This is a genomic window from Bacterioplanes sanyensis (assembly GCF_014652515.1).
GTDB lineage: Bacteria > Pseudomonadota > Gammaproteobacteria > Pseudomonadales > Oceanobacteraceae > Bacterioplanes > Bacterioplanes sanyensis.
In genome coordinates this window covers 314,468-328,111 of sequence record NZ_BMYY01000001.1, presented here as the reverse complement: position 1 = coordinate 328,111, position 13,644 = coordinate 314,468, and the positions used below count along the sequence as shown (strand labels likewise).

The following is a 13,644-nucleotide window of genomic DNA, read 5'->3' as shown; positions in this document are numbered from 1 at the left end:
GAGCCCTCTGGCGACCCAGAGCGGGCACCGAATTACTCAGAGTTTCCCTGCCACGCCAGCTGTACTGGCTGCACGTTAAGCCGCCGCCGTCTGATAGCGCTGAGATACACGCCGCCTCCTTTCGTGAAAGCGTCACGGTGGAAGTATTAAACCCCAAAAGCTCATTATTCTATTTGGCGTTTATTCCTCAGTTCTTACCAACCAGCAGCGAGCACCCGGTAGCGATGTTATTTTTAATCGGCACGCTGGCCAATGTCATTATGTCACTCACGGATGCCGTAATCGTCGTTGGCGCAAGCCGCCTGCAACGCCAACTCGCTCCAACCTCAAGCCAACGCGCCATGGGTGAATACGGTGTGTCAGCGGTATTTTTAGCTTTGGCGGCTGGCGTTATTTTAAGTTAGTGCTCGATAAGACACTCCAGTTTGAGCAATTGCATACCCGCACGACTCGCCCCAGAGCAAGCTATTTAGGTCACAGCCAGGCAGTGGCTGTGATCCACCAGCGGCTATTGAGTTTTCATCGTTTGGCGATACTGATAAGCAATCACAAACGCCATGGCCGCCAACCCAGCATAAGGCGCGATGGCCAACGGTGTTGGCAGCGGCATCACAAAGGCGGCGATCACCGCAATCAATACGCCCATCAATGCCTCACCCGTGATTAAACCAGAAGCCACCAGTAAGCCTGAGTTTTGGCGACGCTTCTGCACGGCGGCTGATGCCTGCGCGCTGCGTTTGTGTACATAGTGCGCCAACAGTCCACCAATAAAAATCGGCACCGACAGACCCAAGGGCAAATAAATGCCGACGGCAACCGCCAGTACTGGAAAGCGGAACGACGACCCTCGCCGCTCTTGAATTTTATCCAGCACAATCAAAACTACGGCTAAAGCAAAGCCCATATAAATAAACTGCCACTCAATGCCAGCGCCAAATATGCCCGTCGATAAGTCTTTCATCAGCCCAGCCTGCGGCGCGGATAAAAAGGACTCCGACGTACCCACCGGGCTTGGGCGACCAATGCCATAGCCTGCATCCAACACCTGCAGCACCAAAGGAATCACAAAGGCCGCCGCGACCACGCCAACGACTTGAAACAGCTGCTGACGCCAGGGCGTTGCTCCAAGAATATGGCCGCATTTCAAATCCTGCATATTGTCGCCGGCAATGGCTGCGGCAGAGCAAATTAAAGCCGCCAGATAAATCACCGCCACTGGGCCTAAGCGTCCAGCAATGCCGTCACCGCCCATAAGCTGCAATAAAATCAACGATGAAATAATAACGGTGGCAATGGTGACGCCCGAAATCGGGTTGTTGGAAGAGCCGACCAACCCTGCCATGTAGCCCGCCACGGAGGCAAAAACAAAGCCAAATACCAACATAAGCGCCGTCATAAACAGCGAAATACCCAGCCGGTCTGGGTATTCGGCCAACCCGGTATAAAACACCAAAAATAACGGAATGGTGCTCACCAAGGCCACCGCCAACACATAGGGAATCGGTGTATCCAATTCCGTGCGCAGCACCTTGCCTTCACTGGAGCCGAATGCTTTATAGGCAGCAAAACTGGCTTTAATACCCGCCATCAGGGGTTTTAACAGCGCAATCAGCGACCAAATACCGCCGATGATCATCGCCCCAACGCCAATGCGCCGGTTGTCAGACCAAGTCTGTGACGCGATCGCCTGCCACTGCTCTAAGCTGTAGTCGGACGCGGCCAAATCAGAAGAAATACCCACCGTTTGAAGCAATGCATCACCGTTCAACAGCCAATTCAAAGGCACTCCGATCAAGGTGCCAATAACACCGCCCAAGAACACCAAAAAAGCGACATTGAGCCCAACAATGTAACCAACGCCCACCAAGGCGGGAGACAAGGCAATGTCGCCCATAAACAAAAAACGTCCAGATAACCAGGCCGACACATTGGCAACACCGCCAGCAATCACGCCAAAACCCGACTCTAACGCCTTAAAAACTGCCCCGAGCCCAGCCGCCAGTAATAATTTTTTAAAGCCCTGGCTGCCCGCGTCGTTATTGTCTGCGGTTGCTTCTGGCTTAGTTTCGATGCCACCGGTTTTTAATACTTCCGCCGTGGCCACCCCTTCAGGAAACTTCAGTTTGGCCTCAACAATCAATGCACGGCGCAATGGAATGGTAAACGCCACCCCCATTACACCCCCCAACACCGCGACACTGACCAACGGCCAATAAGAGTATTCTGACCAAGCGCCCATCAACACCAATGCCGGCACGGTGAAAATGATACCCGCCACCAGCGACTCACCCGCCGATGCAGCGGTTTGCACCATATTATTTTCAAGAATATTAGAGCGCGGGAATAACCGCAGTATTCCCATGGAAACCGCCGCCGCCGGAATAGAAGCAGAGACAGTTAACCCCACCAGCAAGCCGATATAAGCGTTGGCCGCCGCCAACAGCATGGAAAGAAATGCACCTAATAACAGAGCTTTTAGGGTGAGCTCATGCAACTGTTTTTCGGCTGGCACCAACGGCGCCGAATGATTTGCCATGACATAGTCCTTAGTCGTTGTTCAATACACCCGCCCTGGTGGCCGCTTTAGCTGGCATGTCTATTGAAACGCAGCCAAGCGGGTGCTTTGCATCAACCCTGAGAAATATATAAAAGTCCTTAGATATTAAACACTTACAGCCGCCGTGCAATACCTTCGCCTGAGTTCGAGCAAGGCAGCCGATGCGACGATCTCAAGCACTTTTTATCAAGACTGCTGTATTTGCACCGCTAGCCCTATGCCCTCCTTGAGGTTATCCCTCACGCCGAGCGAGCGACGGCAAGTATTCATCGAGGCAGCTTCTGCTGGGCATTCGCATCAGTAGCTGGGGTCAGAGCTTAAGCTCTGACCCGTATCTGCTTTTTCCGCTAAGCACTGTGCCCCCTTGAGGTTATCCCTCAAGCCGAGCGAGCAACGGCATGCGTCCATCGAAGCAGCTTCTGCTGGGCATTCGCATCAGCAGCTGAGGTCAGAGCTTAAGCTCTGACCCGTATCTGCTTTTTCCGCTAAGCACTGTGCCCCCTTGAGGTTATCCCTCAAACCGAGCGAGCGACGGCAAGCATTCATCGAGGTAGCTTCTGCTGGGCATTCGCATCAGTAGCTGAGGTCAGAGCTTAAGCTCTGACCCCGTATCTGACCATGGTCACCGCAAAGCCACTGGCCTGCATCCCGGCAGGATGTTGGCTGAGCAGCCCCTGCGGGCACAGCCATTGCCCACTCAGGCGGCCTGCTAAGGCGCGGAAAACCTTGGCGCAAAACCGCGCTCAGAAAATAAAAACGATGTCTTATTTGTGTTTAAAAGCGACAAATACTGACGCACATTAACCGTCGGCTTGCCCGTTTTTTCCCAGAGTGGTAGTTTGAACGTCAGAAAAATCAGTGAGTTAGCTTTTGAGCACCAGAACTTCGAGGCGTGGATAGTAGGCAAGCACGTTTTCCAGGAGGGAATGTGAAAGAAAGGAAACTATCTAGTTGCAAATCAATAGGTTGGCAGAGATAGCTCGAATGGCTCTAGCTGGAAAAACAGGCGCGCACACTATTAAACTGTTATGTGATAAATACGGTATAGGAATGCAGCTTTGAGGAAAGAACTTAGAGAGAAAATTTTAGAAGTATGCAATCAAAAAATCGATCAGAAGGGAACGGGAGTCGGACTGTCGTTTTACGCATTCTTCAAAAATAAAAACGATCAGCCAGAGGTTCTGATGGAGGCGGCCCGGTGGTGGATTGAAACCCATAAACTGGATCACTTCGAGAAAGCCGTGAAAATCAGAGATATGGTGAGATCTGGTGTTTAGTCGTCCCTGCAAATCACATAACAATCGGCTGTTGTCGCCCCTTCGGGGCTGGGACGACCTTTCCGCCGCTGCGCGGCTCCAAGTCAGCCCCAAAGCCGGGCGTTAGGGCTACTATGGATATACAAACATACTCATCAGAAAGGGCGAAGGAGATTGCTGACTTATTTCATCAGTCTGTTCATGCAATTGATCCATCCGTGTATTCACCAGAGCTAAAAGAAGCTTGGGCCCCAACACCTATCAATTATGAACGCTGGTCTGAGCGATTAAACGAAAAAAAGCCGTTTATGGCAGTAATTGAAAATCGTGTTGCTGGATTTATAGAATTGGATGCAGATGGTCACATTGATTGCACTTATACTCATCCAGATTTTCAGGGAAAGGGTGTTGCATCCACCCTGTTTGAATATTTGCTTGAGGAAGCAAAATCCAGAAATATTAAGAGGTTATACGTTGAAGCATCACTCATTGCTAAGCCATTCTTCGAGCATCGTGGATTCTCTGTGGTCAAGAAGAATGAAGTACAAAGAAACGGTGCGTCCTTAGTTAATTTCTCAATGGAAAAGTATCTAAACCCTAACAATCAAATCCAGCCGACCACTATCTCGTCGGCTGATTAGGGCGTTACAAATCATATGCTCCGATATACGAAAATTGACTTAGAAAGTAATATAGATAGTTGTGCAAAGTTTCGAAAAGACTCCTATGTTGCCAGCTTTCCGAATTCGGATGACTGGAAGCAATATTGGAATGAAGATTCGTACCGTAATTCTTTGCAAAAACATGCCGAACAATTTCCTGACGGTCTTTGGCATGTTTGGTTGCAAGGCGAATTGATTGGGCAACTTGAGTTCGCTTATAGAGATGGTCATGGGCATGTTAATTTGTTTTATTTGCGTCCTGAATTTCGGGGGAAAGGGTATTCTTCGAATCTTCACGAGCATGTTTTAGGTATTCTACGATCACATGATTGCCAAACTGCAACACTCAGGGTTACGCCACAGAACATTAGGGCTAGGCAATACTATGAAAAGCATGGCTGGGAAGATAAGGGAATTGACAGCCACTATGACTATGTTCACCTTTATTCGAAGGATTTGTAACAAAACGCTGTAGCAATACGGCCCTAAATTCACCGCTTCGCGGCGGGCCTAGGATTCACTCCTTCGTCGCTCACCGCTAAGCTAAGCATTAATCGTCTCAATCTATGAAAGTGGTTACCTGGAACGAAAAACAAATGAGACACCTACCCCTGCTCTAAGCACGGTCTCGCGCCTAGGTTTTTCGCGCCTTAGCAGGCCGCCTGAGTTGGCAATGGCTGTGCCCGCAGGGGCTGCTCAGCCAACATCCTGCCGGGATGCAGGCTGTTGGCGTTGCGGCGACCACAGCATTGGCAACGAAGGAGATACGGCCTGCGCAGCGCAAAGCAGGAAGCTCGCCCGCCCGGCGTGAGGGATAACCTCAAGGAGAGCTTAGGGCTTGGCGGAAAAAAGCAGATACGGGGTCAGAGCTTAAGCTCTGACCCCAGCTACTGATGCGAATGTCTTGCTGAAACTGCCAAAACAGGCTGCACAGATAGATGCACAAACCTGACAACCCGCAAACCAAACCCGCAACCCCAAAATACATCCGTAATTTTTTTAGATATCTCATACCATGACGAATAGAGTATTACCAACACCAGAGAAGTTCGCATCTTGTCCTTATGATGGAAAGATTCTCTCTTTTTATGAGGGACAGTTTGATTGCGTCTATGTGCTGTTGCATCCGTTTCTTAGACCTACAACTATTGATATCGAACGTTTTTGTCCGTCGATGTGGCCTGATAAGCATGAAATCATTAATGGCTGCGATGCCATCAGCTGGCAAGAGATCATCGAGATTTCAGGCCTAAACAGCTTGTCTGATATTGATGTAGGTTTGAGAACCAGCATTGGTGGTTTAAAAAAAGAATTGTCAAACGAGCTGTTTGCAAAAAAACTAGTTGAGCTGGAACAACAACATATCATTCATCCACAGGAAGGTGATATTCCCCCGTTGCTTGAAAATCGCCTTCTTAAAACAATCAAAGAGCTTGGTCATAATTGGCTTTGGGTAGGTGATGAGTTTGGCACAGAAAGGAAGCTGCTCTGGATTGACGATCTAGTGGAGCAAGATGAAATTCCACCTCATGGCTGCATATTCACTCACGACCATAGTTTGCTGGTTACTACACATTGGGATAGTCACTGTTCTTTTTTATGCTCTTCAAAAGAAATGGTTGAAAAAATACTGTCACTAGACCCATTTGAGGGGTTTTATTGCACCGCAAACACAGAAGTATACTGGGGAGCATATGACATATAACAAGCGTATCTTATCGGGCTCCAAATCAGCCATAAACTGCACAAACCAAGTATTGATCTGAGCCCTGTAGGTAAGTCGTTGCGCTCTCGCGCCTAGATTTTAGGCCGCCGGAGTGGGCAATGGCTGTGCCCGCAGGGGCTTTTGGCGGTGCAGCGCGACCACAGCCTGATACCGGGTCAGAGCTTAAGCTCTGAGCCCAGCGGCTGGTGCGAATGCATTGCAGAAACTGCTTCGATGGACGTTTCAGCCTCTCGCTCAGCGTGAGGAATAACCTCAAGGGGGCATACGGGCTTGCAGGCTTGGTAACAACCGGCCCACAAAACACCCACACCAGCCCTCACCCCAATACAGCCTTATAGTTTGACCAGCCCATACACAAGGCGATTTTTAACCAAGCATCACGCCAAGAGAGGCTTTCTGATGCGCCCTTAGCGCAGACCGTCGGCCTCGGCCTGATCTACCAGCCAGCGCCGCAAGGCTTGAATGCCACGCTCACGTCGGCGGCTGGTTTTCCAGGCAAAGTGAAAGCTGTCTCCCGTCACCAGGTGATGGCACGGGATGCGTACAAAGTCATCGGCATCGTCCAAGGTGCTGAGCATATAGTCGTTGGTCAACACAATGCCCTGATGGTAGCGAGCGGCCTCCAGCGCCAACAGCATATGGCTGAAATGCTGCATGCGGGCAGTCGCAGGAACGTCTAAATCGACGACCTTGTACCAAGCCTGCCAATCGCCGGCCTGGCGATTAAAAATGGTTTGCGTCGACAGCAGAGGAAAAGCCGCCAACTGTTCGGGCGCCAGGGCTTCGCGATCCTCACCGGCTTGGCGGTCCAGTTGCAGTTGGCGGCAAATGCGTTGCCAATAATCACTGCTGCATACTGGAAACAAGCGCTCGGTGTACAGCAACTCGTAGCTAAACGCCGGTGACGAGGTATCGATGGTGATAAAGCAATCCGCCACCCGATCGGACAGCTGCGGATTTTGAATGGTCATCTCCAGCGCCAGATCCAGCTGGGGTAGCGCACGCTGCAAATCTGGCAGACGCGGAATCAACCAACGCACCGCAAAGGAGCTAAAGCACGCCAATCGCAGCCGCGACTCCTCACGACCCAGCATTTGCTCGCTGGCGCGCTCTATTTGCAGCAATGCCGAACCCACGGCCTCTAAATATTGCTTGCCTTCCTCCGTCAGCGTCAGCTGGCGGCCACTGCGCAAAAACAGCGCCTCGCCCAAGTAAGTCTCTAGCTGCTTGATCTGATGACTGACGGCACTTTGGCTCACCGCCAGCTCCTGGGCTGCGAGCGAAAAGCTATTAAGACGGGCAACGGCCTCGAACACAGGCAAAGCTTTCAACGGCGGCAGTTTCATTATCTAAAAACCTAATACCAGATCAATAAACATCATTTTATCCAATGACAGTTCAAGCCTACACTGCCCGGCTTAGAACACCACCTTTAATCGTGCTTAACCGTACGCCTTCATACCCCAGAGGAACCCTATGTCTGGCAAGACCGTCAGCAGTGCCATTTTGTTGTTAATCATCGGCAATGCCTTGGCCCTAGTTTCCGACGTGTTTATCAAACTGTTGGAGCCCGATGCGCCAATTTTTCAGTTTGCCTTTCTGCGCTGTGCGCTAACTCTGTTGTTGCTGTTGCCTTTGGCGAAGCGAATCGATCGTCGTAAATTGTTCGAAGGCGCACGCTTGCACTGTGTGCGCGCCCATATTCATCTCGGCGGCATCCTGTGCATGGTGATTGCGCTGGGGTCATTGCCACTGGCCACCGCCAATGCCGTTTTTTACGCCGCGCCGGTGCTGGTGATGGTGCTGTCGGTGGTGGTATTTCGTGAGCGACTCACAGCGCTCAGCGTGCTCGCAGTGGTGTTTGGCTTTGTTGGCATCATCGTGATTCTCCGCCCAGCAGCCTTTAATTGGGGCGCCATTGCCGCCTTAGGCTCTGCAGCAGCGTTAGCCATCAATGCCCTAACGGTGCGCAAACTGCCCAGCGAGCAGAGCACGGTGCACAAACTGTTTTTGACTTATTTGCTGGTGCTGCCAGCCACTGCGGTACTCATGCTATGGGAGGGCGCTCAGTGGGATGCCTCCATTTTGATCAGCGCCCTAGGCTCGGCACTGTTTATTCTGGGTTACAACGTCACTGTGCTACTGGCGTACAAGCAAGTAGACGCCAATCAGGTCACCAGCGCCGAATACACGGGTCTAATTTGGGCGGTAGCGATTGGCTGGCTATGGTTTGGCGAGGTGCCAGACGCCTGGTTTGTGCTGGGCAGTTTGATGATCGTGGTACCGCTGCTGCTGATTGGCCTACAGCACCATCGCAAGGCAAGAACAGAGAGTCATTACCTTGCTGATAGCAAGTATCACGGCGCCAGTGGCTAACGGACGATGCTTCACGATGATATGGGTTTGCGACAAGGGCTTGGCCAGTTACGCCAGCCCCGCCGACTTAACAAAACCGGCAATGCCCGTCAGCACGATCTCCGCCGCCATGGCAGACAGAATCAAACCGCTGATCTTGGACAAAATGTTAAGCCCGGTCTTGCCCAAAATGCGCTCCAAGTAACCAGAGAGATACAGCAGCAGCGCCAGCAAGGCCAGGCCCGTTACCAAGCCCAGAACACCGCCCGCCACCTCCGGCACAGACTTAAGTTCAGCGCCATACACTAGGATGGCACCAATGGTGGCTGGGCCAATAATCACCGGAATCGCCATGGGCACCACCGCGATATCATCACGGTCCTCTTGCGGCAAGCCGGTAGCATGGTTACGCGTGCCGCTGTTCACCAAGCTGATTGCCGTTAAAAACAGCAACGAACCAGCGCCAATGCGAAACGAGTTCAGCGTGATGCCAATGGCGTTAAACAACACCGGGCCGGCAAAGAACAACACCAGCCCCAACACCAAGGCCGCCAACGTCGCTCGGCGAATAATGGAGTTTTTCTCCACCGCCGGCTGGCCGCGCGTCAGGGCCAGAAACATGGTCACCACAAAGAATGGCGCCAGCAGAAAGACAAAGCGCACGGTACTGCTTAGATAAGTGGCGAAAAACTCTGCAAACATAACTCGGGTTACCTCAAGTGAAGGGCGCGCATAGTAATGCTTTAATTCACCGCTGTCCTCAGGCGCTTGAATTAACGAGTGCGCTGCCATGCAAGCCAGCTTAGTGGCCCCACCAGCGCCACCCGTTAAAAAATGTAGCAGTAGAATGTTGGCTCTGTGCGCCGGTGTTTGCCCTCGGTGTTCGTCCCTCGGTGTATAGCCAGCTAGAGTCGCTGGCTAGAGCGATAAGCCAGCTTCATGACCTTGAGGCGATCCAGAACGAGCACCGAGTTATTCAGAGACTCCCTGATTCATTCGCCCTAATAATTGATACAGCACCGGCACCACAATTAAGGTCAACAGGGTCGATACCAGCAAGCCGCCAATAATGGCCCAGCCCATGGGCGACCACATACTGGAGCCGGCCAACGTCAGCGGTAACAAACCACCAACGGTGGTCAGGGTGGTGAGCACAATCGGCACAAAACGCGTGCGCGCCGCCGCGGCAATGGCCTCCAATTTTTCCATACCGTTGTTACGCATTTGATTGGCGTAATCAACCAAAATAATCGAGTTATTGACCACAATTCCCACCAGCGAGGTCAAACCGATAAAGGCGGTAAAACTGAAGGTATAACCGGTGATAAACAGCGCTAACAAAGCACCGATAAGCGCAAACGGAATGGCAGCAAACACAATAAGCGGTTGCACAAAGCTGCGAAATTGCAGCACCAGCACCGCAAAAATACCGAATACAGTCAATAACAAAGCTTGCGCCATGCCACCAAAGGCTTCTTTGCGGTTTTCTTGCTCACCACCAATCGAAAAGCGCATGCCTTCTGGCCAATCGTATTGCTGCAAGCGTTCGATCACACTGTTAGTGACCGCCTCTGTGGTGTAGCCAGGCAATACATCGGCGGTGACTCGCGCCATGCGCTCTGTGTTGTAATGCTGAAAACGAGCAATGCCGGTTTGCAGTTCAATATTAGCGACTTGCCTTAACGGCACCAGTTGGCCATTAGCCGCTGGCAAATAAATGGAGTCAAAAGTGGCCAGCTGCGGCTGCGGAAATTCGGCAAAACGCAGGGTTAACGCAAACTCTTCACCTTCATCATCCCGAAACGTTCCCATTTGACTGCCCACCAGTGCCGTGCGCACGGTTTGGTCTATGACGCTCAGCGGTATGCCCAGCATGGCGGCTTTATCGCGATTAATATCGACGTGCAAATCGACCTTATCTTTACCCACAGGATTATCGACACCAATAATGCCAGACGTGGCATCCATAATATCGGCGATGTCGCGCGAGACCCTTTGCAGCTGCGCCAACTCTTCGCCAATCACACGCACGGAAACCGGCGCTTCGATCGGTGGGCCTTGCAGAAACTCTTTCACCAAAATATGAGCGCCGGCAATGCCATTGAGTTGCTCACGCAAGCGCACCACCAAAGGCTCGACTTGATCGAGTGAGCCGGTTTCTAAAGTGACAAACAGCTGAGCAAAATTAACGGTTTGCCGAGTGGGCATAATGTTGTAATAAATGCGTGGATTACCGCGACCAACATTTTGCGCAATATCCACCACTAAGTCTTGTTGTTGCACGATGGCTTCCACCTGATCGGCGACGCGCTGAGTTTCCGCAAAGCTGGTGCCCTCTGGCATATCGACATTTACCAGAATCATGGGTTTTTCCGCTTTGGGAAATAAGCTCACACCAATCACAGGGAACAAACTCAAACTGGCCACCAACAACACCACAGACACCAACATAACCTTGACTGGGTTATTGAGTGCACGCTGCAAACCGCGCTGATAGCCACCGGCAGCAAAGCACTCCAACCACTGCTGCGCCTTCGGCACCGGCATGGAGGCACGAGCAATCTTGCTGGCCAACAGTGGCGTTAACATCAAAGCAATCAACAAAGAGGCGAACAACGTCAGCGTGACCGTTACCGGCATGGCGCGCATAAAGGTACCCGAGCCATTTTGCAGCATCAGCATGGGCAAAAACGCCAACACTGTAGTGAGGGTGCCACTGGTGACGGCCCACGCCACCTGGCGACTGCCTTCAATCGCCGCTTCGCTGGTAGAGTCGCCATCGCGCAAATGACGCGACACGTTTTCAACCACCACAATGGCATTATCGACCAATAAACCCAGCGCAATGACCAGCCCCACAATCGACATTTGCTGCAAACCAAAACCGCTAAAGTCGACCCAACCGATGGCAATAAAAATCGACAGTGGAATCGCCGCCACCACCACTAAGGCCGGTCGCCAGCCCAACACCAATAACGCCAAAATGGCGACCAATACCAGCCCCTGATTTAAATTATCAAAAAAGCCGCTGATTTGGCGCTCAACGCTGACGCTTTGATCCATCACTCGCTGCAACTGAATATGCTGCGGCAGGCGTGATTGATAATCCTCCAAGACGGTATTCACCGATTTCATGACTTGAAATATTTGCGTACCTTTGCGCTGCACCAGGGATAAAAACACCGCTTTTTCGCCATTAAAGCGAGCACGGTAGCTGGGCAAGCCTTCGGTTAAACGCACTGTGGCTAAATCGCGAACATAGATCACGCGACCATCACGGGCACTGAGCGGGGTATCGCGAATTTGCTGCAGCGAGTCAAAATCACCGCTGGTACGTACAGTAAAACGCCGGCTGCCGGCATTCACATGGCCACCGGGCACATTGCCTGCGGCTTGCGATACGGCGTTTATAACGTCATTTACGCTCAGTCCTAGCGCATTTAAGCTGCGCTGGTCGGCCTGAACTTGCACTTCTAAGGCAGGCAGCGCGGCAATATCGACACGCTTGACACCAGCCACCCGCTCCAAGCGCTGCTCCAACGCTTCTGCGTGACGCTGCAGTTCACGATAACCCGCTTTTTCACCGGTTAATGCCAGCTGCAAAATACTGACATCGGCCGGCGATATTTTATCTATGTCTAAATCCACAATGCTGTCGGGCAGTTGTTCGCGTACCCGCGCCACCGCAGCCACCACATCGTCGTATTTATCGTCTGGGTCGGTGCCGTATAAAAACTCAACGCGAATCACCACCAAACCATCTTCAATGCTGGTTTTAATGACGCGCAAATCGTCCAGTTCATTAATAGCAGCCTCAATGGGATCGGCCACCAGCTTTTCCATATCGAGGGGTATGGTGCCAGGGTTGACCACCTTAATCACGGCAGCAGAAAAATCGAACTGTGGGTCTTCTGACCTTGGCATGGTGAAAAAAGACACCACGCCCAATAACAGCAACAGTAAAAACATCACCCAAGTAAACTGGTGATTGCGCACGGCGAGTTCTGGTAATTGCATACGCGCCTCAGTCCTGCTGGCGAATGGCAACGCCATCGCGTAAATATTGCGCCCCGCGTACGATCACATCGGCATCGTCTGCCAAGCCGCTCACCCACACACCGTTATCCTCTAACGCCACCAGCGGCAAACGCCGCAGTTGCGCTTGCTGATTTTGCGCGACAAAAAACTCCACCTCGCCGTGATGACCGCGCACCATGGCCGTTAGCGGTAAACGTGTGGCGGTCTGAGTTTGCTTGGGCGTAATTACAGCGTGACCCACCAGGCCGGCTAATAATTGCGGCGAATCTGTGGTTAACCGCAATGCCACCCGATAGGTGTGCGATGCGTCGGCACGACCGGCCATTTCACTGACCACTGCCGGCCAGCGCTTGGCAGGAAAGGCATCAAACTGCAGTTCAGCCGCATCGCCAGGCTGCAAACGCACCACATCGCGGTCGGTCACGCCGGCCGATAACACCCAGCCATCGGTATGGGCCGCAAAGGCAAACATGGGCGCGCCCACGGCGGCCATTTCATTGGGTTCGATAAAGCGCTTAAGTACACGACCGTCGGCAGGGGCACGAATCACCGCGTGGCGTTGATTAAAGCGCGCTACGGTTAGATCAGAACGTGCCACTTCGACTTGAGTTTCCGCCTGTTGCAAGCGCTCGATGGATAATGCATTGCTGCCCTGCAATGAGCGAAAACGCTTTAATTGCCGCTCGGCATTGGCCAATACCGACTGCGCTTTGTCGACCTGAGCATCGATTTCTTCTAGGTCCAACGCCGCCAACACTTGCCCAGCCTTTACCTCACTGCCCTCTTCCACCCGGACTTTGCGCACCAAACCTGGCACCTTAAACGCGAGGGTTTGCTCTGACTGGTTTTCCAACACGCCGCTGATGCGCACGGTTTGGGCATAAGATTCAGCAGCGAGGCGTTGCGTCTCGACCACCACCGCAGGCTGCGCCATGGCCATGGTTGCCAGCAAGCTACAAAAAACAGAAACGATCCACCGGGCTTTCATTGTTGTTCCTCTTATCAGCCGGAGTACAGAAATGTTTACACTGAAAACATATCTGGCCACAG

11 protein-coding genes are annotated in these 13,644 nt (G+C 52.1%); 6 read left to right on the top strand and 5 right to left on the bottom strand.

Annotated features, from left to right (window positions below):
• Nucleotides 1-47: 47 nt before the first annotated feature.
• Complete coding sequence (locus tag IE090_RS01580; RefSeq protein ID WP_308428481.1) at nt 48-404, top strand: LysE family translocator; 357 nt, start codon at nt 48-50, stop codon at nt 402-404.
• Between the two features lie 104 nt (nt 405-508).
• On the opposite strand, the gene IE090_RS01575 is transcribed toward IE090_RS01580, so the two are convergent.
• Nucleotides 509-2,536, bottom strand: coding sequence for an OPT family oligopeptide transporter (locus IE090_RS01575; protein WP_189386586.1), 2,028 nt, complete (start codon nt 2,534-2,536; stop codon nt 509-511).
• Between the two features lie 1,079 nt (nt 2,537-3,615).
• On the opposite strand from IE090_RS01575, the gene IE090_RS17800 reads away from it, so the two are divergent.
• From IE090_RS17800 to IE090_RS01560, 4 genes are all read left to right on the top strand, one after another.
• Nucleotides 3,616-3,834, top strand: a complete 219-nt coding sequence (locus tag IE090_RS17800) for a DUF6500 family protein (protein WP_229815322.1) — start codon at nt 3,616-3,618, stop codon at nt 3,832-3,834.
• Between the two features lie 113 nt (nt 3,835-3,947).
• Nucleotides 3,948-4,454: a GNAT family N-acetyltransferase gene (locus IE090_RS01570; RefSeq protein WP_189386585.1), complete on the top strand. Its 507-nt coding sequence runs from the start codon at nt 3,948-3,950 to the stop codon at nt 4,452-4,454.
• Nucleotides 4,455-4,469: 15 nt separating this feature from the next.
• The gene (locus tag IE090_RS18045) at nt 4,470-4,937 is read left to right on the top strand and encodes a GNAT family N-acetyltransferase (RefSeq protein WP_189386584.1); all 468 of its coding nucleotides are present in this window, start codon (nt 4,470-4,472) and stop codon (nt 4,935-4,937) included.
• Nucleotides 4,938-5,490: 553 nt separating this feature from the next.
• On the top strand, nt 5,491-6,180 hold the full coding sequence (locus tag IE090_RS01560) for a DUF2711 family protein (protein ID WP_189386583.1): 690 nt from the start codon (nt 5,491-5,493) through the stop codon (nt 6,178-6,180).
• A gap of 428 nt (nt 6,181-6,608) precedes the next feature.
• Here IE090_RS01560 and IE090_RS01555 read toward each other — a convergent pair whose 3' ends face one another.
• A complete protein-coding gene (locus IE090_RS01555; protein WP_189386582.1) occupies nt 6,609-7,547 on the bottom strand; it encodes a LysR family transcriptional regulator in 939 nt (312 codons plus the stop codon).
• A gap of 130 nt (nt 7,548-7,677) precedes the next feature.
• Between IE090_RS01555 and IE090_RS01550 the strand changes: the two genes are divergently transcribed.
• Complete coding sequence (locus IE090_RS01550) at nt 7,678-8,577, top strand: DMT family transporter (protein WP_189386581.1); 900 nt, start codon at nt 7,678-7,680, stop codon at nt 8,575-8,577.
• A 48-nt stretch (nt 8,578-8,625) separates the two neighbouring features.
• Here IE090_RS01550 and IE090_RS01545 read toward each other — a convergent pair whose 3' ends face one another.
• The 3 genes from IE090_RS01545 to IE090_RS01535 all read right to left on the bottom strand — a co-directional run bounded on the left by IE090_RS01545 (nt 8,626) and on the right by IE090_RS01535 (nt 13,582).
• The gene (locus IE090_RS01545; RefSeq protein ID WP_308428474.1) at nt 8,626-9,348 is read right to left on the bottom strand and encodes a MarC family protein; all 723 of its coding nucleotides are present in this window, start codon (nt 9,346-9,348) and stop codon (nt 8,626-8,628) included.
• A gap of 180 nt (nt 9,349-9,528) precedes the next feature.
• On the bottom strand, nt 9,529-12,573 hold the full coding sequence (locus IE090_RS01540; RefSeq protein ID WP_189386579.1) for an efflux RND transporter permease subunit: 3,045 nt from the start codon (nt 12,571-12,573) through the stop codon (nt 9,529-9,531).
• Between the two features lie 7 nt (nt 12,574-12,580).
• A complete protein-coding gene (locus IE090_RS01535; protein ID WP_189386578.1) occupies nt 12,581-13,582 on the bottom strand; it encodes an efflux RND transporter periplasmic adaptor subunit in 1,002 nt (333 codons plus the stop codon).
• Between the last annotated feature and the right edge of the window lie 62 nt (nt 13,583-13,644).

Excerpts from the sequence above, each read along its gene's own strand:
- IE090_RS01575 (WP_189386586.1), bottom strand. The coding sequence starts at position 2,536 with ATGGCAAATCATTCGGCGCCGTTGGTGCCAGCCGAAAAACAGTTGCAT.
- IE090_RS01550 (WP_189386581.1), top strand. The coding sequence starts at position 7,678 with ATGTCTGGCAAGACCGTCAGCAGTGCCATTTTGTTGTTAATCATCGGC.
- IE090_RS01540 (WP_189386579.1), bottom strand. The coding sequence starts at position 12,573 with ATGCAATTACCAGAACTCGCCGTGCGCAATCACCAGTTTACTTGGGTG.
- IE090_RS01560 (WP_189386583.1), top strand. The coding sequence starts at position 5,491 with ATGACGAATAGAGTATTACCAACACCAGAGAAGTTCGCATCTTGTCCT.
- IE090_RS01555 (WP_189386582.1), bottom strand. The coding sequence starts at position 7,547 with ATGAAACTGCCGCCGTTGAAAGCTTTGCCTGTGTTCGAGGCCGTTGCC.
- IE090_RS01570 (WP_189386585.1), top strand. The coding sequence starts at position 3,948 with ATGGATATACAAACATACTCATCAGAAAGGGCGAAGGAGATTGCTGAC.
- IE090_RS01545 (WP_308428474.1), bottom strand. The coding sequence starts at position 9,348 with ATGGCAGCGCACTCGTTAATTCAAGCGCCTGAGGACAGCGGTGAATTA.
- IE090_RS18045 (WP_189386584.1), top strand. The coding sequence starts at position 4,470 with ATGCTCCGATATACGAAAATTGACTTAGAAAGTAATATAGATAGTTGT.
- IE090_RS01535 (WP_189386578.1), bottom strand. The coding sequence starts at position 13,582 with ATGAAAGCCCGGTGGATCGTTTCTGTTTTTTGTAGCTTGCTGGCAACC.